At 71.1% G+C, this 20,869-nt stretch carries 17 protein-coding genes; 7 read left to right on the top strand and 10 right to left on the bottom strand.

The annotated features are described in order from the left end of the window. Positions 1–159: 159 nt before the first annotated feature. From H4696_RS08235 to H4696_RS08245, 3 genes are all read right to left on the bottom strand, one after another. Positions 160–1,383, bottom strand: a complete 1,224-nt coding sequence (locus tag H4696_RS08235; RefSeq protein ID WP_249027097.1) for an SGNH/GDSL hydrolase family protein — start codon at positions 1,381–1,383, stop codon at positions 160–162. After that, positions 1,380–3,677 (bottom strand): beta-xylosidase/alpha-l-arabinosidase, encoded by a 2,298-nt coding sequence (locus H4696_RS08240; protein WP_086862537.1) that lies wholly within the window; start codon positions 3,675–3,677, stop codon positions 1,380–1,382. Before H4696_RS08240 ends, H4696_RS08235 begins: the two co-directional genes overlap by 4 nt. 90 nt (positions 3,678–3,767) lie before the next feature. Further along, on the bottom strand, positions 3,768–4,778 hold the full coding sequence (locus H4696_RS08245) for a LacI family DNA-binding transcriptional regulator (RefSeq protein ID WP_166640652.1): 1,011 nt from the start codon (positions 4,776–4,778) through the stop codon (positions 3,768–3,770). A gap of 134 nt (positions 4,779–4,912) precedes the next feature. Between H4696_RS08245 and H4696_RS08250 the strand changes: the two genes are divergently transcribed. The 4 genes from H4696_RS08250 to H4696_RS08265 are packed head-to-tail and all read left to right on the top strand — an operon-like array spanning position 4,913 to position 10,994. Further along, positions 4,913–6,208 carry an extracellular solute-binding protein gene (locus tag H4696_RS08250; protein ID WP_086862539.1) on the top strand — a complete coding sequence of 432 codons (1,296 nt, stop codon included), beginning with the start codon at positions 4,913–4,915 and terminating at the stop codon, positions 6,206–6,208. After that, a complete protein-coding gene (locus H4696_RS08255) occupies positions 6,205–7,176 on the top strand; it encodes a carbohydrate ABC transporter permease (RefSeq protein ID WP_086862540.1) in 972 nt (323 codons plus the stop codon). Before H4696_RS08250 ends, H4696_RS08255 begins: the two co-directional genes overlap by 4 nt. Further along, a complete protein-coding gene (locus H4696_RS08260; protein WP_086862541.1) occupies positions 7,176–8,000 on the top strand; it encodes a carbohydrate ABC transporter permease in 825 nt (274 codons plus the stop codon). The genes H4696_RS08255 and H4696_RS08260 overlap by 1 nt, the downstream gene beginning before the upstream one ends. 51 nt (positions 8,001–8,051) lie before the next feature. Then, entirely contained in the window at positions 8,052–10,994 is a 2,943-nt protein-coding gene (locus tag H4696_RS08265) for a glycosyl hydrolase 115 family protein (RefSeq protein ID WP_225955626.1), read from the top strand. A gap of 64 nt (positions 10,995–11,058) precedes the next feature. Here H4696_RS08265 and H4696_RS08270 read toward each other — a convergent pair whose 3' ends face one another. Continuing rightward, entirely contained in the window at positions 11,059–12,129 is a 1,071-nt protein-coding gene (locus tag H4696_RS08270) for a LacI family DNA-binding transcriptional regulator (protein ID WP_086862543.1), read from the bottom strand. Positions 12,130–12,209: 80 nt separating this feature from the next. On the opposite strand from H4696_RS08270, the gene H4696_RS08275 reads away from it, so the two are divergent. Then, positions 12,210–13,226, top strand: a complete 1,017-nt coding sequence (locus tag H4696_RS08275) for an endo-1,4-beta-xylanase (protein ID WP_225955627.1) — start codon at positions 12,210–12,212, stop codon at positions 13,224–13,226. A 529-nt stretch (positions 13,227–13,755) separates the two neighbouring features. Here H4696_RS08275 and H4696_RS08280 read toward each other — a convergent pair. The 6 genes from H4696_RS08280 to H4696_RS08305 all read right to left on the bottom strand — a co-directional run bounded on the left by H4696_RS08280 (position 13,756) and on the right by H4696_RS08305 (position 19,505). Continuing rightward, positions 13,756–14,301 (bottom strand): polysaccharide deacetylase family protein, encoded by a 546-nt coding sequence (locus tag H4696_RS08280; RefSeq protein ID WP_086862553.1) that lies wholly within the window; start codon positions 14,299–14,301, stop codon positions 13,756–13,758. After that, positions 14,298–15,230, bottom strand: coding sequence for an acyl-CoA desaturase (locus tag H4696_RS08285; RefSeq protein ID WP_086862544.1), 933 nt, complete (start codon positions 15,228–15,230; stop codon positions 14,298–14,300). The genes H4696_RS08280 and H4696_RS08285 overlap by 4 nt, the downstream gene beginning before the upstream one ends. Positions 15,231–15,445: 215 nt before the next feature. Next, on the bottom strand, positions 15,446–15,649 hold the full coding sequence (locus H4696_RS08290; protein WP_086680104.1) for a cold-shock protein: 204 nt from the start codon (positions 15,647–15,649) through the stop codon (positions 15,446–15,448). Between the two features lie 90 nt (positions 15,650–15,739). Next, entirely contained in the window at positions 15,740–17,035 is a 1,296-nt protein-coding gene (locus tag H4696_RS08295; RefSeq protein WP_192782160.1) for an SAM-dependent methyltransferase, read from the bottom strand. After that, a complete protein-coding gene (locus tag H4696_RS08300) occupies positions 17,017–18,408 on the bottom strand; it encodes an FAD-binding oxidoreductase (RefSeq protein ID WP_086862546.1) in 1,392 nt (463 codons plus the stop codon). Before H4696_RS08300 ends, H4696_RS08295 begins: the two co-directional genes overlap by 19 nt. 47 nt (positions 18,409–18,455) lie before the next feature. After that, positions 18,456–19,505 (bottom strand): aldo/keto reductase, encoded by a 1,050-nt coding sequence (locus tag H4696_RS08305; protein ID WP_086862547.1) that lies wholly within the window; start codon positions 19,503–19,505, stop codon positions 18,456–18,458. Between the two features lie 99 nt (positions 19,506–19,604). On the opposite strand from H4696_RS08305, the gene H4696_RS08310 reads away from it, so the two are divergent. Both H4696_RS08310 and H4696_RS08315 read left to right on the top strand, forming a co-directional pair. After that, a complete protein-coding gene (locus H4696_RS08310; protein ID WP_086862548.1) occupies positions 19,605–20,180 on the top strand; it encodes a TetR/AcrR family transcriptional regulator in 576 nt (191 codons plus the stop codon). 184 nt (positions 20,181–20,364) lie between these two features. Beyond that, the gene (locus tag H4696_RS08315) at positions 20,365–20,790 is read left to right on the top strand and encodes a DUF6292 family protein (RefSeq protein ID WP_086862549.1); all 426 of its coding nucleotides are present in this window, start codon (positions 20,365–20,367) and stop codon (positions 20,788–20,790) included. Positions 20,791–20,869 lie beyond the last annotated feature (79 nt).

Consider the following 20,869-nt stretch of genomic DNA (forward strand, 5'->3'; position numbering starts at 1 on the left):
CGGCACAGGCCCCCACCTTCGAGACTCGCTTGTGTCCCAACGGATATCCGGCGCTCGCCGGGGTGATCACGGTCCGTCAGGGGCGGTTCGGCGATCCGTGATGTCCGGCCGGAAATGACGTCCAGGAATTGTCCACTTTCCGGCACGTGGACATTTCTTTCACCTGTTCCGGAATAGGTGCGCGGGAACGCTCGAACCCAATGTGCGATATCCCGCGGGGTTGAGGTGCAGGTGGTCACCGACGTCGTAGGCCGGCAGCAGCCGCGCCGGGGCGGACGGGTCGCGGGCCACGCGGTCGAAGTCGAGGACCGCGTCGAAATGGCCCGGCTCGCGGATCCACGCGTTCACCCGCTGCCGCGCCGCCTCGCGTTCCGGGGTGTCGTAATTCGTGTTGCCGCCGAACGGGGTCAGGGTCGCGCCGTACACGTCGATGCCGGCAGCGTGGGCGCGGACCAGGATCTGGTCGTAGGCGTCGATCAGCTGCTCGGCCACGTCCGCGGCGCCGGCCGGGGTGGCCGTGCCGATGTCGTTGACGCCTTCGAACACGATCGCCCACGACACGCCGCTCTGGGCGAGCAGGTCGCGGTCCAGGCGGGCCAGCACGTTCGGGCCCAGGCCGTCCTGCAGGACGCGGTTGCCGCCCGCGGCCTCGTTGAGCACCGCCGACGGCACGCGGGACGCCAGCACGTCCGGCCAGCGGTCGTTGCCGTTCGTCGTCGAACCGCGGCCGTCGGACAGGGAGTCGCCGATCACCGCCACCGCCGAAGCCGGCGACAGCACCTCGACGCCGCTCAGGAAGTACCAGTGGTCCACCGGGGTCGCGCCCGGCAGGTCCGCCGCCGTGACCTGGTTGCCGGGCACCAGGTACGACGTCGTCCGCGAGCCCGGGTGCGAGGTGACCGACAGCGAAGCCTGCCCCTGCGCCAGGTACGCGGTCACGGCGATGTTCTCGAAGGGCCGCACCGGGAAGGGCAGCGGGTCCGAGACCACCTGCGCGCCCACCGGGACCGACGTCGACGGCTTGCCGTGGAACGTCACCGGCACGACGCTGCCCGGGACCACCGACGGCACCCCGGCGGCACCCGCGACCGGGCGCGCCACCGTGACCGCCGTCAGCGGCAGGGGAGCCCCGCCGAAGGCGTTCGAGAACCGCAGGCGGATGCGGGGCCCGCCGGCCGTGACGTGCGCCGTCTGCCGCAGGGAAGCGTTGTCCAGCACCCGGTCGGTGCCGGTGTACGGCGCCGGCGGCAGGTTCGCGGGTTCGGTCAGCTGCGGCATCGACGTCCACGTCGCCACCCAGTGCGACGACGGCGGCCGGGCCGAGGCGCCCGCGAACAACGCGGTCAGGACCGCCAGCGTCGCGACCAGCGCTGCGCGTCTCACCGCGAGAACTCCGGCGCCAGGACCCGGTCGAAGCCGACGTGCCGGCGCGGCCCGGTCAGGGTGCAGTGCAGCGTGGCGACGATCTGCTCGCTCGAGGTCCCGACGCGCAGTTCGACGTCGCCGGGGTCGACCTGGCGGCGGCCCGCGCGGCCGGTGTAGGACGTCAGGTCCGCGTGCAGCCCGATGTCCAGCACCTCGGTCGCGCCCGGGGCCAGCGTGACGCGGCGGGCCGCGATCAGCTGGCGCTCGGGCCGCGCGACCTCGGCGACCGGGTCGTGCAGGTACACCTGGACGACTTCGGACGTCTCGCGCTCGTGGTCGTTGCGCAGCGTGACCCGGACCCGGCACACGCCGTCGGTCGGCCAGACCGAGCCCGTCGCGCTGACGTCCAGCCAGGTCGCCGGCGCGTAGGAAAGCCCGTGTCCGAACGGGAAGAGCGGCGTGGGGTCGACCGTGCTGACCTCGCTGCGCCGGCCGAGCGGCGCCGCCAGGTAGGTCGACGGCTGGCTCGTGCCCGCCGCCGGGAAGCTCACCGGCAGCCGGCCGGCCGGGTCGATCCGTCCACTGAGGACGTCCGCGAGCGCCGAAGCACCTTCCTCGCCGGGGTAGAACCCGGCGACGACCGCGGCCAGCCGGGGGAGCTGGCGGGAAAGCTCGTACGGCCGGCCCGAAAGCAGCACCACGACGACCGGCTTGCCGGTGTCGAGCAGCGCGTCCAGCAGTTCCTCCTGCCGGCCGGGCAGCCGCAGGTCGGGCGCGTCGCAGCCTTCGCCGGACGTCCCGCCGCCGAACAGCCCGGCCCGGTCGCCCAGCACGGCCACGCACACCGACGCGTCCGCGCATGTCGCCACGGCTTCCGCGATCCCGGCGTCGTCCCCGCCGGTGACCGGGCAGCCGAGCGCGTAGCTGACGTCGTAGGACGACCGCAGCGCTTCCAGCACCGTCGGCACCGAAACCCCGAACGGGACGTCGGGGTGGTGGACGCCGACGTGCAGCGGGAACGAGTAGCAGCCGAGCATCGCGCCCGCCGCGTCCGCGCGCGGACCCACCACGGCCACGCGAGCGCCGGGGGACAGCGGGAGCGTCCCGTCGTTGTGCAGCAGCACGATCGACTTTTCGGCCACCTCACGGGCCAGCGTCCGCGAATCGGCGTCGTCGAGGTCGATCTCCTCCGGCACCTCGGGCGCCCAGTCGGCGTCGAGCAGGCCCAGTTCGCACTTCTGCCGCAGCACCCGTTCGAGGGCGCGGTCGACGGCGGCGGCGTCGACCGCACCCCCTTCCACCGCGGCGAGCAGCGGCTCGCCGTAGCAGTCCATGGTGGGCAGTTCCACGTCGATGCCCGCGGTGAGCGCCTGGCCGGCGGCGTCGGCGCGGTCGGCCGCGACCCCGTGCAGCCGGTGCAGGAACGCCACGGAGAAGTAGTCGGCGACGACCGTGCCGTCGAAGCCGTAGGTGTCCCGCAGCAGGTCGGTCAGCAGCGACGCGTCGGCGGCGGAGGGGACGCCGTCGGTGTCGGTGTAGGCGTTCATCACCGACCGGGCGCCCGCGCGCAGCGCCAGCTCGAACGGCGGGAGCAGGACGTCCGCGATTTCCCGCGGCCCGGCCGAAACCGGGGCCAGGTTACGGCCGGCGCGCGAGGCGGAGTAGCCGACGAAGTGCTTGAGGGTCGCGACGATGCCGGCCGATTCGAGCCCCGCGACGTACGCGCTGCCGATCGTGCCGACCAGGTACGGGTCCTCGCCGATGGTCTCCTCGACGCGGCCCCAGCGCAGGTCGCGGGCGACGTCGAGAACCGGCGCGAGGCCCTGGTGCACGCCGAGGCCGCGCATGGTCAGCCCGATCCGCTCGCCCATGCGGCGGATGAGGTCCGGGTCGAACGTCGCGCCCCACGACAGCGGCGCGGGGTAGATCGTCGCCTGCCACGCGGCCAGCCCGGTCAGGCACTCTTCGTGCACCACGGCGGGGATCCCGAACCGGCTGCTGGACACGATCTGCCGCTGGGTCCGTGCCAGGCTGTGCGCGCCGATCACCGGGTCGACCGGGCGGGTGCCGAACACGCGGGTCAGCTGCCCGATGCCGTGGCGGACCAGGTCGTCGAAGTCGAGCGCCGCGTCGACGAACTCGTGCTGGTGCGGGGCCATCTCGCCGCCGGAGTCGATGCCGACCCAGACGCCGTAGAGCTGGGCGAGCTTCTCGCGGAGGGTCATCCGCGCCATCAGCGCGCGGACGCGTTCGCCCGGGTCGGCCGTGGGGTCGCGCCACGGCTCCGGTGCCGTGGTGGGCTGGGTGGTCAAGGCTTTCCGCCCTTCTTCAGAAGCTTTCGGGGGTTCCGGGTGGCGGAGCCCCCGGCCCGGGGCGGAGCCCCGGATGTCACGGAGGGAAGTTCAGGAGAGGGCCCGGGTCGAGTGCCGCACCACGAGGCCGGTGTCGAGGGTGACGTGGGTGCGCGCGACCTCGTCGCCGTTGATCAGGGCGATGAGCATGCTGATCGCGCGGTGGCCCATTTCGCGGATGGGCTGGTCCACTGTGGTCAGTGGCGGGCTGCAGAGCGCGGACTCGGGGACGTTGTCGAAGCCGACGACGGAAAGGTCGTCCGGCACCGAAAGCCCCAGTTCGCGGGCCGCGCCGACGGTCGCGATGGCCGAGATGTCGTTCGCGGCGAACACCGCGGTCGGGCGGTCCGGGCCGGTCAGCAGGTCGTGGGCCGAGGCCGCGGAGACTTCCGGGTCGTAGGCGCCGATCCGGATCAGGTTCTCGTCGGCGGGCACGCCCGCGGCCTCGAGTGCGCGCAGGTAACCGGCTTTGCGCAGGGACGCCGATTCGAGGTCGGGCCGGCCGGCGAGGAACGCGATGCGCCGGTGGCCGAGGTCCAGGAGGTGCTCGGTGGCCAGCTGCGCGCCGCGGAGGTTGTCGGAGTCGATGGTCGGCAGGTGCGACGGGCCGGTGTGCGGGTCGACCGCGACCACCGGCGTGCCGGGCACGGCTTCGAGCGAGACGGCGGGCGTGACGAGCACGGCTCCGTCAACGAGGGTGCCGGACAGGCGGGAGAGGTAGCGCTTCTCCCAACCCGACGGATCGCCGGTGCGCCCGCCCGCGGAGTAGACGACGAGCTCGAAACCGCTGCCGCGGATGGCGTCCGCGGCTCCCTTGAGCAGCTCGGTCGAGAACGGTTCCAGGTCGGCGACCAGGATGCCGATGACGTTGGTCCGGTGGTTTCTCAGGCTCTGCGCCACGAGGCTGGCCTCGTAGCCGAGTTCTTCGATGACCGCGCGGACGCGGGCGAGCGTCGCGGCGGAAACGCCGTAGCGCTCGTTGATCACTTTGGAAACCGTGGCCACCGAGACACCGGCACGCGCCGCGACGTCACGGATGGTCACCCTCGAGCTGGGCTGCATCGGCTCAGACTAACCATGGAAAACGTTATCGACAACGATTGACATCCGATTTGCCCCAGGTGCAGACTCTTCGCCAACCCGGGCGCTGTCACGCCCCGTCCAACTCGGCCGAAGTCGTCAGGAGTGGACCCACGATGTTCGCAAAACGCCGGATCCCCGTTCTCGCCGCACTGGCGGCCGTCGTCCCGCTCGCGCTCGCCGCGTGCAGCGGGGGGAGTGACGCGCCAGCCCAGCCGAGCGGGCCGGTCACCCTCACCTGGTGGCACAACGGGACGACCGACCCGATCAAGTCGATCTGGGAGAAGGTCGTCGCCGACTACCACCAGGCGCACCCCGACGTCACGATCAAGGCCCAGCCGCTGCAGAACGAGGACTTCCCCACCAAGGTCCCGCTCGCGCTGCAGGGGGCCGAGCCGCCGGACGTCTACCAGTCCTGGGGCGCCGGTGACCTCGCCTCGCAGATCACCTCGGGCAAGGTCGCCGACATCACCGACGCCACGAAGCCGTGGATCACCCAGACCACCGGCAAGTTCGGGGAGAACTGGCAGGTCGACGGCAAGCAGTACGGCGTGCCGTTCGAGCAGCACTTCGTCGGCTTCTGGTACCGCAAGGACCTCTTCCAGCAGGCGGGGATCACCACCCCGCCGAAGACGATGGAGGAGCTGAACACCGCCGTTTCGCAGCTGAAGGCCAAGAACATCGCGCCGATCTCGGTCGGCGGCAAGGACCGCTGGCCCGACGCCTTCTACTTCAACTACTTCGCCATCCGCGAATGCTCGGTCGACGTGCTCAAGCAGTCGGTGAAGGCGGTCAAGCTGGAAGACCCGTGCTGGACGAAGGCCGGCCAGGACCTGAAGAACTTCCTGGCCACGCAGCCGTTCCAGACCGGGTTCGCCGGCACGCCGGCCCAGCAGGGCGCGGGCAGCTCCGCCGGCCTCGTCGCCAACGGCAAGGCCGCGATGGAACTGCAGGGCGACTGGGAGCCCGGCACGATGTCGGCGCTGACCGACGACAAGCAGCTGGATTCGAAGATCGGCTGGTTCCCGTTCCCGTCCGTGACGGGCGGCCAGGGCGACCCGGCGGCCGTGCTCGGCGGCGGTGACGGCTTCGCCTGCACCACCCGCGCGTCGAAGGCGTGCGCGGACTTCCTGCAGTACCTGGGCAGCGAGCCGGTGCAGACGCAGCTCGCCGCGCAGGGGGCCGGCCTGCCCGTCAACACCGTGGCCGCGAAGTCGCTGAAGACCGACACGCTGCGGGCCGTCTACGACTACGGCACGAAGTCGCCGTACCTGCAGATGTACTTCGACCGGGCGTTCCCGACCGCGGTCGGCGCCGCGCTGAACGACGCGGTGGCCAACATGTTCGCCGGCCAGGGCACCCCCGAAGGCATCGTGACCGCCGTCAACCAGGCCGCGGCGGGTAACAAGTGACCACGGCGACGACCCCGGTGCGGACGGCGGCGCGGCCGTCCGCACCGGCGGTCGGCGCCCGGCGGCGGCGGTCCGGCCTGCGGAAGCGGCTCGAACTGGCGCTGCTGCTCGGGCCGGCGCTGCTGCTGTTCACCGGGTTCGTCCTGGTGCCGATCGGGATCGCCGCGTTCTACAGCCTGTTCAAGTGGAACGGCTTCGGCCCGCTCGACAAGTTCATCGGTTTCGACAACTACGTCGACGCCTTCAGCGGGTCGGTGTTCCAGAGCGCCATCGTGCACAACCTGATCATCGCGGGGCTGTCGATCGTGGTGCAGCTGCCGCTGTCGATCGGGCTGGCGATGCTGCTCAACCGGAAGCTGCGGGGCCGCGCGGTGCTGCGCGCGCTGGTGTTCGCGCCGTACGTGCTTTCCGAGGCCATCACCGCGGTGATCTGGGTGCTGATGCTGCAGCCCAACGGGTTCGCCGACCAGGTGCTCAAGGGAGTCGGGCTCGGCGGCCTGATCCACCAGTGGCTGGCCGACCCGGGCATCGTGCTCTACACGCTGTTCGCGGTGATCACCTGGAAGTACGTCGGCTTCGGCATCATCCTGCTGCTGGCCGGCCTGCAGGGCGTGCCGGCCGAGCTGCGCGAAGCCGCCGCGCTGGACGGCGCGTCGGCCTGGCAGACCACTCGTCACGTGGTGCTGCCGCTGCTCGGGCCGACCATCCGGATCTGGATCTTCCTGTCGGTGATCGGCTCGCTGCAGCTGTTCGACGTCGTCTGGATCATGACGACGGGCGGCCCGGCGAACGCGTCGACGACGATGGCGTCCTACCTGGTCGACCACGGCTTCAAGCGCTACGAGTTCGGGTTCGGCTCCGCGGTGGCGGTGATCCTGTTCGTCATCTGCTTCGTGTTCGCCCTGCTGTACCAGCGGTTCGCGCTCCGCCGCGACACCCAGGGCGCCCTGACGAGGATGGTGGGCTGATGCGTTCACGCCGGTTCGGCCTGTCGGTCGGCTACCTCGCGGCGATCGTCGTGCTCGGGGTGACCGTCGTGCCGCTGCTGTTCGTCGTGCTCGGCGGGTTCCGCAGCAACGCCCAGCTCAACAACGACCCGGCCGGGCTGCCCAGCCCGTGGATCTCGGACAACTACGCCTCGGTCCTCGGCTCGGGCGCGTTCTGGACGTTCCTCGGCAACAGCGCGCTGATCGCGGTGATCGCGACCGGGGTCGCGGTGGGCCTGGGTTCGATGGCCGGGTACGCGCTGTCGCGGTACCAGTTCAAGGGCCGGGAAGGCCTGTACACCCTGTTCACGCTCGGGCTGCTGTTCCCGCTGACGGTGGCGACGCTGCCGCTGTACCTGTGGCTGCGCCAGCTGGGCATGCTCGAGAGCTTCTGGGGCGTGGCGATCCCGGAGGCGGCGTTCTCGCTGCCGGTGACGATCGTGATCCTGCGGCCGTTCATGCACGCGATCCCGGGGGAGATCGAGGACGCGGCCGTGCTCGACGGCGCGAGCCGGCTCGGGTTCTTCTGGCGCATCCTGCTGCCGCTGTCGACCCCGGCCCTCACCACGGTCGCCGTTCTCGCCTTCGTCACCAGCTGGAACGCCTACCTGCTGCCGTTGCTGGTGTTCAACGACTCCGCGCACTTCACGCTGCCGCTCGGCGTCGCGACGTTCCAGTCCCAGTACTCCCAGGACACCGCACGCGTGCTCGCGTTCACCGCGCTGTCGATGATCCCGGCGCTCGCGTTCTTCGTGCTCGCCGAACGGCGCATCGTCGGCGGGCTGACCGGATCCGTGAAGGGCTGACTCAGGAGGTCTCCCGTGCCGTCCGAGGTCCACCGCCGTACCTTTCTGCAGTTGCTCGCACTGGCCGGGGCCGGGTCGGCCGCCCTGCCGGGACTCGCCGAGGCGGGGACCGGGTTCCCGTTGGTGTCGCGGGGGAAGGCCGCGACGATCGTGGTCGCCCCCGGCGACCTGCCGGGAGTCCGCCGGGTCGCCGTTGACCTGGCCGCCGACGTCGAGCGCGTCACCGGCGTCCGGCCCGTCGTGGCCGACGCGGTTCCCGCCGAGGGTCCGGTGGTGCTGGTCGGCACCCTCGGGCACAGCCCGCTGGTCGACTCGCTGGTGGCGGCCGGGCACCTGGACGTCCGGGACATCGCCGGGAAGTGGGAGACCTCGCTGAGCCAGGTCGTCGACGGGCGGCTCGTGCTGACCGGCAGCGATCAGCGCGGGGTCATCTACGGCGTCTACGAGGTCTCGCGGCGGATCGGCGTTTCGCCGTGGTACTGGTGGGCCGACGTCCCGCCGCGGCGGCAGGCCGAGCTGCACTTCCCGGCGGAGCGGTTCAGCCTCGGCACCCCGCACGTGAAGTACCGCGGGTTTTTCATCAACGACGAGAACCCGGCGCTCGGCACCTGGGCGCCGCGGTACTTCGGGCCGGGGCTCGCGCCGGGCTACCCCGGCGGCTTCAACCGCCTGTTCTACGCCAAGGTGTTCGAGACGATGCTGCGGCTGCGGGCCAACTACCTGTGGCCGGCGGTGTGGGGGCGGGCCTTCGCCGAGGACGACCCGCTCAACCACGCGACGGCCAAAGAGTACGGCGTCGTCATGGGCACTTCGCACGAGGCGCCGATGATGCGCGGCATCGAGGAGTGGAACCGGCACGCGACGCCGGGCCACGACCCGTACGGCGGCACGGGGGAGTGGAGCTTCCGCCGCAACGGCGAGGCCATCAAGGCGTACTGGACCGAGGGCATCCGCCGGATGGCGCGCGAGGGCTTCGAAGGCGTCGTCACGCTCGGCATGCGCGGCAACGGCGACGTCAGCCTGCCCGACGGCGACGGCATCGAGCTGATGCGGGAGATCATCGCCGCCGAGCGGGAGATCCTCGCCCGCGAACTGAGCACCGACGTCCCGCAGGTGTGGACGCTCTACAAGGAGGTCCAGCGGTACTGGGTGCAGGGCCTGCGCCCGCCGGACGACGTCATCGTGGTGTTCACCGACGACAACTGGGGCAACATCCGCAAGCAGCCGGACCTCTCGCTGCCGCCGCACCCGGGCGGGTACGGGCTGTACTACCACTTCGACTACGTCGGGGGCGGCCGCAACTACAAGTGGGTCGACACCGCGCTGATCGCGAACACGTGGGAGCAGCTGAACCAGGCCGCCGCCCACGGGAACGACCGGCTGTGGGTGGCGAACGTCGGGGACATGAAGGGCAACGAGCTGCCGCTGCAGTTCTTCCTCGACTACGCCTGGAACCCGTCGGCGTGGCCCGCTTCGCGATTGTCCACTTGGGAGCGCGAGTTCGCCGCGGAGAACTTCGGCTCGGCGCTCGCCGCGGACATCGCCGGGCTGCTGCACGACTACGGGCGGCTGCAGTCGCGGCGGAAACCGGAGCTGCTGAACCGGCGGGCCACCCTCGCCGCGGACGGCGCCATCACCTACGACGACCAGGCGACGCCGTTCAGCCTGGAGAACTACGGCGAACTGGACCGGGTCACCGCCGAGTGGCAGGACCTGGGCGCGCGGGCCGCCCGCGTCGCGGCCCGGGTGCCCGCGGCGTACCGGGACGCGTTCTACGAACTGGTGGGCTACGAGGTCCAGGCGTCAGCGAACCTGTATGCGCTGCGGCGTGCGGAGTTCACCAACCTGCTGTACGCCGCACAGGGGAGGGCTTCGGCGAACGCGCTCGCCGCCGTCACCGAGGCCCGGTTCGCCGACGACCTCGCGCTGGCGGAGAAGTACAACACCGCCGTCGCGGGCGGGAAGTGGCAGGGGCTCCAGACCCAGCCGCACATCGACTACGGCGATGTCGAGCGGTACGGGCCGAACGCGCCCTGGCAGCAGCCGGAGCTGAACAACGTGGCCCTGCCGGACGTGATCTTCCCGGCGGTGCGCCGCCTCGACGTCCCCGCCGCGGCGTCGCTGGGCGTGGCGGTCGACGGGTCGCTCGACGCGTGGCCGGGCGCGCCGGGACGGCCGGTGCTGCCGGAGTTCAGCCCGTGGCAAAGCGCGCCGGCGCAGTACATCGACGTGTTCAACCGCGGCCGGACGCCGTTCCGCTGCACGGTCACCCCGGGCGCGCCGTGGGTCCGGGTCGAGCCGCGCGGCGGGCGAGTGGAGGAGGAGCTGCGGATGACCGTGCGCATCGACTGGGCCCGGGCGCCCCGGGGCACGACGACGGTGCCGATCACGGTGTCGGGCGCCGGTGCGTCGGTCGTGGTGGACGCGGTGGTGCGGCACCAGGACTTGCCGCTCCCGTGGCGCCGCGGGTTCGTCGAGGCGGGCGGGTACGTGTCGGTCGAGGCGCCGCACTGCAGCGCGAACGTCGGTGCCGGGCCGGTTTCGTGGCGGCGCGTCCCGGACCTGGGGATGACGCCGTTCCCGGTGACGGCGGGGAGCGTGGCGCCCGGAGCGGGTGCCCGGCTGGAGTACCGGATGACGTTGTTCACGGCCGGGCCGGTCACGGTGTGGGCGCACCTCGCGCCGCGCAACAACGTGCTGGCGGGGGACGGGCTGCGCTACGCGGTCTCGTTCGACGACGCGGAACCGCAGGTCGTGAACATCACGAAGGCGACGGGCGCCGATGACACGTCGATGAACCGCCCGTGGGAGCGCACGACGTCGGACAACGTGAACCTGACGTCGACGGCGCACGTGGTGGGGGAGGCGGGCCCGCACGTGCTGAAGTTCTGGATGGTGGACCCGGCGGTGGTGCTGCGGAAGCTGGTGGTCGACACGGGCGGCTTGCGGCCGAGTTACCTGGGGCCGCCGGAGAGCATGCGGTGGCCGGGATGAGCCGCCCCCGACGACCGACGCGTAGCTTTCACGTGAAAGCTACGCGTCCGGCCCCCGCCGCCGGTTATCGCAGGCCGCCCGACAAGACCGCGGTTCGGCGGTGGGCCGGCGCCGCCGTGCTGTGCCGGACCACCAGGCTCGTCGCCAGCTCCACCCGCTGGCTCTCCGGAACCACCCCGCGGGCCAGCGAAATCGCCAGCCGCGCGCCCGCGGCGGCCATCTCCTGCAGGGGCTGGCGGATCGTCGTCAGCTCCGGGGTCAGCCAGCGGGCGATCGGCAGGTCGTCGAAACCCACCACGCTCAGGTCGTCCGGGATGCGCAGCCCCGCGCCGCGGGCGGCTTCGTACACGCCGAGGGCCTGCAGGTCGCTGCCCGCGAACACCGCCGTCGGGGGATCCGGGAGGGTGAGCAACGATGCCAGCTCGCGGTAACCCGAGCGGACGTGGAAGTCGCCGCGGCGGACCAGGGCCGGGTCGAACGCCAGGCCCGCCGTCTCCAGGGCCGTGCGGTAGCCGTCGATGCGCGCGCGGCTGCACAGCACGCCTTCCGGGCCGCCGATCATCGCGATCCGGCGGTGGCCCAGCTCCACCAGGTGGCGGGTCGCGGTCAGGCCGCCCTGCCAGTTCGTGGCCCCGATCGAGGGCGTCTCCGGGCCCGGGGCGCCGGCCGGGTCGACCACGACCAGCGGGATGTCGCGGGCGCGCAGCTTGGCCAGCTGCCCGCCGGTGAAGTCCGAGCACACCGAAACGATGCCGACCGGGCGGCGGGCGAGGACGCTCTCCAGCCAGCTCTGGCCGGGGGTGTGCCGTCCCGAGGATTCCGCGAGCACGACCGCCATTCCGTTTTCGCGGGCGACGCACTCGACCCCGCGGATGATTTCCAGTGCCCACGTGCTTTCGAGTTCGTGGAACATCAGTTCCAGTAATCGCGAACGGCGGGACCGCTCGTCGGCCCGGCGGCGGTAACCGTATTTCCCGATGACCGCTTCCACGCGGGCGCGGGTGCTTTCGGCGACGTCCGGGCGGCCGTTCAGCACTTTCGAAACGGTCGGTACCGAAACGCCGGTCTCGGCGGCGATCCGGGCGATCGTGACCCGGGACGCGGTCGGCTCGAGTTCCTCGGACTTCGTTGTCATGAAGGAGATTCTAGGTCATCGAAACCTGAATTCAAACGCTTCGAAACTTTCGGTCCGCCATTGTCGATGGAAGGGTGAAGATGCTGAGAAGAATTCCGAAGAAACGTGCCGTGGTGGTGCTCGCCGCCGTCGCCGGTATCGCGGTGTGGCAGGCGCCGGCGGCTTCCGCGTCGGTTCCGCTGCAATACACCACGAACCGCTATGTCGGCAGCGCGGTCGCCGCGTCCTACCTGGCGTCGGAAACCGATTACCGGGCCGTGCTCACCCGCGAATTCGACAATGTCACCCCCGAGAACGAGATGAAGTGGGGCACCGTCGAGGCCGTCCGCGGGCAGTACGACTGGTCGGGCGCGGACGCCATCGTCCGCTACGCCCAGGAGCACCACAAGACCGTCCGCGGCCACACGCTCGTCTGGCACTCCCAGCTCCCCGACTGGGTCGCCGCACTCCCCGCCGACGAGCTGCGCCGGGTCCTGCGCGACCACATCACGACGGAAGTCAAGCGGTACCAGGGAAAGGTCCGTGCCTGGGACGTCGTCAACGAGATCTTCAACGAGGACGGCACGCGGCGCGACACGGTGTTCCGGCAGAAGCTCGGGGACGGCTTCGTCGCCGACGTCTTCCGCTGGGCGCACGCGGCCGACCCGAAGGCGACGCTCTACCTCAACGACTACAACATCGAAGGCCGCAACCCGAAGAGCGACGCCGTGTACGAGCTGGTGAAGACCCTGCGGCGGCAGGGCGTGCCGATCGGCGGCGTCGGGATCCAGGGGCACCTGTCCATCCAGTACGGCTTCCCGGCGGAGTACCGGGCCAACCTGGCCCGGCTGGCGAAGCTCGGCGTGGACGTCGCGATCACGGAGGCGGACGTCCGCATCCCGACCCCGCCCGACGCGGCGAAGCTCGACACCCAGGCGAGCTACTTCGGCCAGCTCTGGGACGGCTGCCAGGCGGTCCGCCGCTGCGTCGAGTTCACGACGTGGGGCTTCACCGACCGGCACTCCTGGGTCCCGGACGTGTTCCCCGGCGAGGGCGCGGCCTGCCTCTTCGACGAGAACCTGCACCCGAAACCGGCCTACACCCGCATCAACCCCTGACCGGAAGTCATGAGGGGCACCCTCATGACTTCCGGTCAGGGGCCCGGCAAGTCGCGGCCGCGCAGTTTGCCCGGCGTTGCGGGAAATGTCATGAAGGGGTCGTTCATGTCGTCTGGCGAGGTGAACGACCCCTTCATGACGTGCGGGCGGCCGTCCGGCGACCGGGTGCCGGCTAAGTCGTGTCCGACCGGCTGGCCGGTGTAGGCAGTGACCGATGCGGCTGCTGGGTCTGGTGTTCTGGTTCCGGATGCACCCGATGCGGCGTTGGGTGCGTTGGACGCACCGAACGCCACATTGGTGCGTATCGGCCCCGGCAAAGTCGTCGGGCCGGCCGCCCCCTGAGCCGAGCTGAGTGACCGGTGTGACGGGTGTGTCTGCTGGGTCTGGTAATGCGAGTCCGAGCGCACCCAATGTGGCCTTCGGTGCGTCCGACGCACCGAAGGCCACATTGGGGCGCATCCGCCCCGCCGCCGGCCGCCGTCGATCCGACTTTGCCGGGTCCTGGCCTCAAAAGCGATGAGCGTGCCCCTCATGGCCGCTGCACCGGACCGGGATGCAGCCCGCGGGCGGCGAGAGCTGCCAGGACGCGGGGCACCGCCTCGACGGTGGCCGGGCGGCCTTCGTGCATGAGCACGACGCCGCCCGGCTCCACCGCCGAAGCCGCCGTGACGATCTCGTCTGCGGAACACCCCGCCCAGTCCCGGGTGTCGACGCTCCACAGCACCTCGTCGAGCCCCTGCTCGGCGGCGGCCGACGCGACGGCCGGATCGGTGTCGCCGTAGGGCGGCCGGAACAGCACGGGGCGGACGCCGGTGAGCGAGGTCAGCAGCTCCTGGGTCCGGCGGATCTCCGCGTCGCGGGAGGCGGCGTCCAGTGACGTGAGCCGCGGGTGCGTCCACGTGTGGTTGCCGAGCACGTGCCCGGCCGAGGCGATCGCGCGCACCAGGGCCGGGTGCGCCTCGGCGTGCTCGCCCCACAGGAAGAACGTCGCCCGCACCTCGCCGAGGGCGGCCAGCAGGGCCGGCGTGGTCGACGGGTACGGGCCGTCGTCGAAGGTGAGGGCGACGGTGCTCACCGGGCGAGCGCTGCCAGGCGCTTCGGCGTCGGCCAGCGGACGTTCCACGCCCAGCCGAGCTTCTCGAACAGCCAGATGACCCGCGCCGAGACGTCGATCTGGCCGCGCAGCGCGCCGTGGCGGGCCGACGTCGGGTCCGCGTGGTGGGTGTTGTGCCAGGACTCGCCCATCGACAGGATCGCCAGCGGCCAGAAGTTCGCCGAGCGGTCGCGGCTCGCGAACGGGCGCTCACCGATCATGTGGCAGATCGAGTTCACCGACCACGTCACGTGGTGCTGGAACGAGATCCGGGCCAGTCCCGCCCAGAGGAACGCGGTCAGCGCGCCCCACCACGACAGCGTGAGCAGGCCGCCGAGCAGCGGCGGGAGCAGCAGGCTCAGCACCACCCACAGCGGGAACAGCCGGTCGACGACGCGCAGGTCGCGGTCGGCCGCGAGGTCCGGGGCGAACCGCTCGACGTTGGTCTTGTCGCGGCCGAACAGCCAGCCCATGTGGGCGTGCCAGAAGCCGCGGGCGAGCGCCACCGCGGAGGTGCCGAACAGCCACGGCGAGTGCGGGTCGCCCTCGCGGTCGGAAAAGGCGTGGTGGCGGCGGTGGTCGGCGACCCAGCCGATCACCGGGCCCTGGGCGGCGAGGCCGCCCGCGATGGCCAGCGCGACTCGCAGGGCCCGCTTCGCGCGGAAAGCGCCGTGGGTGAAGTAGCGGTGGTAGCCGACGGTCACCCCGAGGGTGGACACCACGAAGAACGCGCCGCCGATGGTGAGGTCCAGCCAGCTGACGCCCCAGCCCCAGAACACCGGGACGGCCGCGGCCAGCGCGAGGAACGGGACCAGCAGGAACGTGCGGATCGTGATCAGTTCGGCGAGCGTCTGCTTACCGGAGAGCACCGGTTTCGGCGCGGGACGGGGAGCCTTCACAGAGGCGGTCATGCACTACTCGTTTCCAGGTCGGCACCGCGGCGAGGTACGCGCGGGAGGCCGGGGAGCGGGAACACCCGGCGGGCGGCGAGGGGAGACGTCGCCGCTCCTGCCGGCGGCGTGCTCGCTACGTCCTCCACGTTACCTGATCGTTGTGAATCCGCCGTGTGGCCGCACACGAAGAAGGCCCCCGCCCAGTGGACGGGGGCCTTCAGGTGCCTCGTGGCTCAGATGACGCTGACGCGCTGGGCCTGCGGGCCCTTCTGGCCCTGGCCGATTTCGAACTCGACGCGCTGGCCCTCGTCGAGCGACTTGAAGCCGGTGCCCTGGATCTCGGAGTAGTGGACGAACACGTCCGGACCCCCGCCGTCCTGGGCGATGAAGCCGAAGCCCTTTTCACCGTTGAACCACTTGACACTGCCCTGAGCCATACCTATACCCACTCTTTGTTAGTGAGCCGGAGCGTCCCGTTCGGACGTCCCGGTCTCGGTGTCATTCTCGCACTACTCCCCGCACCCGGGTCAAACCCCCCAGTCGGGACGGAGTGGCATGCCCATCCCGCCCTCACTGTCGGTTCGCACCCCGAGCACCTGGTGCAGTTCGATCTCGCGCCGCTCGAACGCCAGCCGGCAGGCCGCGAGGTACAGCGCCCAGACGCGGCTGCGCCCGGCGCCGGCCTCGGCGACCGCCTCGTCCCAGTGCTCGTCGAGGTTCGCGCACCACCCGGCCAGCGTCAAGGCGTAATGCTCCCGCAGGTTCTCCGAGTGCCGGACCTCCAGGCCGCTGTCGTGCATCGCGGTGACGATCTCGCCCGGTGCCTCCAGCTCGCCGTCCGGGAAGACGTACCGGTCGATGAACCCGCGCGAGCGGTGGGCGACGCTGGTGTCCGGGTTGGTGATGCAGTGGTTGAGCAGGCGTCCGTGCGGCTTCAGCTTCCCGGCCAGGAAGCGGAAGTAGCCGGGCACGTTGCGTGCCCCGATGTGCTCGGTCAGGCCGATCGAGGAGATCGCGTCGAACCCCGTTTCGGTGACGTCCCGGTAGTCCAGATGGCGGATTTCGGCGCGGTCGGCGAGGCCGAGGGCGACGATGTTCTTTTGCGCCCACTGCGCTTGTTCACGCGAAAGTGTGACGCCGAGGGCTTCGACGCCGTAGTGCCGGACGGCGTGCGCGACCATGCCGCCCCAGCCGCAGCCGACGTCGAGCAGTCGCATCCCGGGCTTCAGGCCGAGCTTTCGGCAGACCAGGTCGAACTTGTTGGCCTGCGCCTCCTCCAGTGTGGCGTCCGCGGTCGGGAACACCGCGCACGTGTAGGCCATCGACGGGCCGAGGACCAGCTCGTAGAACCGGTTGGAGACGTCGTAGTGGCTGGCGATGGCCTCGCTGTCGCGCTCCTTCGAATGGCGGAGCGCGGTCAGCCCGCGGCGGAACCGGCTCGGGTGCTCCTCGGCGGGCGGTTTGACCAGCCGCAGGTGGCTCGGGCCGAGCTTGCGCAGCAGCCACAGCCGGTCGGCCGCGGTGAGCTGGTCGACCTGGGCCGACAGCGCGTGCAGGGCGCTGTAGAGGTCGCCGGTGACGTCGAGCGCCCCCGCGACGTACGCGCGGGCGAGGCCGAGGTCGCCGGGGGAGGACATCAGGTAGTCCAGCGCCAGCGGCGAGCGCACCTGGATGGCCACCGGGGCGTCGGCCGGGCCGCTGCTGCTGCCGTCGTAGGCGGTGATCGACACGGTGGCGCGAGGGCCGAGGAGCCGCTCGAAGACCTCGCCGACCGTGGTGCTTGCCTGGGTCACGTTCGTTCCTTTCACCGGCGGCGGACGCATTTTTCGTAGAGGCCGAGCAGCCGGCGGCCCGGATCGTAGGTCCGCTTGAGCTGCGCGTAGGCGTCGCCGTTGTAGAGCCGCCAGAACTCGTCTTCGGCGTAGAAGCTGTCCGAATAGAGCGACTTGTGCCCGCCGAGCCGGGTGACTTCGGCCTCGATCATCCGGTTGTGCACGCCGTCGCGTTCGCCGGGCGCCAGTGGCACCGACGACCAGAACCCGAAGTTGACGTAGAGCTCGGCGGGGTCGAGTTCGTACAGCGGCCAGCGCACGCCGCCCGGGCGCTGCTTCAGCGGGCAGATCCAGACCGGGCTGATCGGGATCTCCCGTTCGAAGAACTCGAGGAACTCCGCCGCACGGGCGAGCGGCACCTCGATGTCCTGCACGATGGTCTCCTCCGGCGGCATCCGCCGGAGCTTGAGCAGCCGCTCGGCGATCTTGAACCGGCGGTCGAGCGCGACGGCCTTCCAGTACACCGACGACCGGAGCAGCCGGCGGCCGAGCAGCAGCCGCGGCAGCCGGTGCTGGACGCCGAACGCGCGGGAGCACCAGAACCAGTCGGTGTCCCAGCGCCAGAGGTAGTCGCGGACGGTGAGGTGGTCGGTCTCGCGCCGCTGGATGGACCGGTAGTAGATGTCCAGCCAGGTGTAGTCGCTGGTCGACGGTGCGGAGTCGGTGAAGCTGCCCAGCGTCAAGTAGAGCTCGTCCGGGCCGAAGACCGTGCCGTCGACGAAGTCCTGCTCGCCGCTCTCGCAGACCTCGCCCAGCGCGCGGAAGAAGGTCTCCCGGTCGTGGTAGCGGACGTGCCGGAGCTCGACGAACGGCTTGACCGGCTCCAGCAGGATCCGCAGCCGCAGCGCGTAGCCGAGGGTGCCGTAGGAGTTGGGGAAGCCGTGGAAGAGGTCGCGGTGCTCGTTGTCCGGCGTGGCGACGACGATCCGGCCGTCGCCGGTGAGGATCTCGAGCTCGAGCACCGACTCGTGCGGCATGCCGTTGCGGAACGACGAGGACTCGATGCCGAGGCCGGTGACCGCGCCGCCGAGGGTGATGGTCTTGAGCTGCGGGACTACCAGCGGCATCAGCCCGTGCGGCAGGGTGGCGTCGACGAGCTGCTCGTAGGTGACCATCCCTTCGACGTCGGCGGTCCGGGTTTCGGGGTCGACGCGCAGCACGTGGCTGAACCCGGAGACGTCCAGCCCCGGGTGCCGCGTGGCCGCCCGGGAGCGGAAGAGGTTCGAGGTTTTCTTCGCCAGCCGTACGGTGGCTTCGCCGCTGATCTCGGTGAGCTGCCGCCGCAGGGCGTCGACGCGGGCTTCGTGCTCGGGGAACGCCGGGCCCGGACGGGCTTCGGGCACCCCGGCCTGATCGATGGTCACGACTCGATCCTGCCTCACGTGCAGGGCGGGCGCACTGCGCCTGGTGCCTATTTCAAAGCCATACCGGGGATTCGGGCGCGGATCGCGGCCAGGTCGGCTTCGTCGGAGATGCCCTGCCAGTCGTAGCGAGGGGTGTAGGGCGCCTCGAGCGCGCGCACCTCGTCGTCGGAGAGCACGACGTCCAGCGACGCGACGGCGTCGTCGATCTGGCTCACCGAACCCGCTCCGACCAGCGGCGCGGTCACCACGGGCTGCCGGCACAGCCAGGCCAAGGCGATCCGCGCGCGGCTCACGCCGTGGGCCGCGGCGACCTTCCCGACGGCCTCGACGATCGCGCGGTTCGACGCCTCCTCGGTGGGGGCGTAGAGCGCGTCCGCGAAAGCGCTGTCGGTCTCCGAGCGCGCGGTCGACCGGGCGTCGTCCCAGGCCCGGGCCAGGCGGCCGCGGGCCAGCGGGCTCCAGATGATGGTGCCGACGCCTTCGTCGAGGCACAGCGGGATCATCTCGCGCTCCTCTTCGCGGTGCAGCAGGTTGTAGTGGTCTTGCATGGACACGAACCGCGCCCAGCCGTGCGCCCGCTGCAGGTGGAGCGCTTTCGCGAACTCCCAGGCGGGCATCGAGGACGCGCCCAGGTAGCGCACTTTGCCCGCTTTGACCAGGTCGCTGAGCGCCTCGAGGGTCTCCTCCAGTGGGGTGGCGTGGTCGTTGCGGTGCACCTGGTAGAGGTCGATGTAGTCGGTGCCGAGCCGGCGCAGCGAGTGGTCGGCTTCGGTCATGATCGCCTTGCGGGAAAGCCCCTTGCCGTTCGGGCCGGGGCGCATCGGGTGCCGCAGCTTGGTGGCGATCACCACGTCGTCGCGGTCGGCGAAGTCCTTCAGCGCGCGGCCGAGGATCTCCTCGCTGGACCCGTTCGAGTACATGTTCGCGGTGTCGAAGAAGTTGATGCCGGCGTCCAGCGCGTGCTTGATCAGGGGGCGCGCGTCTTCTTCGCCCAGCGACCAGACGGGGTGGCCGCGGTCGGGTTCGCCATAGGTCATCGCGCCGATCGCGATCGGGGAGACGTCGAGGCCGGTGGTGCCGAGCTTCACGTAACGCATGGGGGGTTCTCCTGCCAGAGGCAACTCGCGGAGGATTCTCCGCGAGTTCGAAACTAGCGGAGAGTTCTCCGCATGTCAAAGATGGGGCATGATCGGGGCATGACCGATGGCACGTACGGCACTCAGCGCAAGGCCGCCGCGCGCAACCGGGTCGCGATCATCGAGGCCGCCCACGAGCTGTTCGCCGCGAACCCGCTCGTGCCGCTGAGCGAGGTCGCCAAGCACGCCGGCGTGGGTGCCGGGACGCTCTACCGCCACTTCCCGACCCGCGAGGACCTGATCCTGGCGGCCTACCAGCACGACATCGAGCGCCTGACCGCCGAGGCCGACGCCGTGCTGGCGAGGCATTCGTCCGCGAAGGCGGCGTTCGTCGAGTGGTTCGAGACCCTTGCGGGCTACATCCGGCTGAAGCACGGGCTCGGCGACGCCCTGCACAGTGCCGCGGCCCAGGACCTGATCAGCGCTTCGTGGGCGCCGACGTCCGCCGCGGTGAAGAAGCTCGCCGATGCCTGCGTGGCGGAGGGCACGATCGCGGAGGGTCACGACCCGGCGGACATCATCATGCTGATGAGTTTTCTGTGGCGGGTGGCGAACGACGAGGAAGGCGCGGCACAGGGGCGGCGGTTGATCGCCGCGGTGTTCTCGGGACTGTCGGCGCCGCCCGGGCCGCTCTGAACGCGGGATTGGGGCTGGGGGAGAGTCGCGCCCGTTCGAGCGGACCCTCTCGCCCGCGCGATGTCCGGAACCCTGCGCGCGGGCGGCAACCTATCGCGAACCCGGGATTGACCCGCCCCACAGCGGGGTACTCGCCGTCCGGACCGCGGGGATCCCGCGGCGCACAGGGGAAAGCGAGGCGGCGTTGAGCATTCTGATCGACTTCGGGCGCGACACGGAGTTCTCGTTCGAGCGGCGGTTGCGCGGGTACGTGGAGGCGGTCGCCAAGGCCGTCGGCGTGGGGCTGGAATCCTGCGCGTTCGACGCGGGCACGCCCGCCGCGGCCTACATCGCGCTCGACTGGCGGCTCGGCCGCTTTCCCGACCACGATCTCGCGCTCGTCTGGGACGAGCGGCACGGCTGGGCCGCGGCGATCGAAGGCGCGGCCGGGAACCCCTCGACGGTGCTGGCCCACCTCGGCGGCGAAGTCGTCCCCGAACCCCGTGCGGTGGTGCGGTTCCTGGCCGCCGTGCGGGCCGGCGATCCGGATGCGGGCTTGCTCGAAGCACCGGAGCTGCGCGCAGCGGGCGACCACGAACAACTGCTGAGCGCCCTGCTCAAGCGCCAATAAGTTCCGTAGGCGTACGGGGCGGCTCCCCGGTTGTTCTCCTACCCGGCGTCACCGGAAAGTGACCGGCAGCAACCTCGAA

The organism is Amycolatopsis lexingtonensis (genome assembly GCF_014873755.1).
GTDB lineage: Bacteria > Actinomycetota > Actinomycetes > Mycobacteriales > Pseudonocardiaceae > Amycolatopsis > Amycolatopsis lexingtonensis.

Coding starts and splice junctions, on each gene's coding strand:
- H4696_RS08245 (WP_166640652.1), bottom strand. CDS start 4,778: ATGCAGCCCAGCTCGAGGGTGACCATCCGTGACGTCGCGGCGCGTGCC.
- H4696_RS08250 (WP_086862539.1), top strand. CDS start 4,913: ATGTTCGCAAAACGCCGGATCCCCGTTCTCGCCGCACTGGCGGCCGTC.
- H4696_RS08260 (WP_086862541.1), top strand. CDS start 7,176: ATGCGTTCACGCCGGTTCGGCCTGTCGGTCGGCTACCTCGCGGCGATC.
- H4696_RS08270 (WP_086862543.1), bottom strand. CDS start 12,129: ATGACAACGAAGTCCGAGGAACTCGAGCCGACCGCGTCCCGGGTCACG.
- H4696_RS08275 (WP_225955627.1), top strand. CDS start 12,210: ATGCTGAGAAGAATTCCGAAGAAACGTGCCGTGGTGGTGCTCGCCGCC.
- H4696_RS08285 (WP_086862544.1), bottom strand. CDS start 15,230: ATGACCGCCTCTGTGAAGGCTCCCCGTCCCGCGCCGAAACCGGTGCTC.
- H4696_RS08290 (WP_086680104.1), bottom strand. CDS start 15,649: ATGGCTCAGGGCAGTGTCAAGTGGTTCAACGGTGAAAAGGGCTTCGGC.
- H4696_RS08295 (WP_192782160.1), bottom strand. CDS start 17,035: ATGCGTCCGCCGCCGGTGAAAGGAACGAACGTGACCCAGGCAAGCACC.
- H4696_RS08305 (WP_086862547.1), bottom strand. CDS start 19,505: ATGCGTTACGTGAAGCTCGGCACCACCGGCCTCGACGTCTCCCCGATC.
- H4696_RS08310 (WP_086862548.1), top strand. CDS start 19,605: ATGACCGATGGCACGTACGGCACTCAGCGCAAGGCCGCCGCGCGCAAC.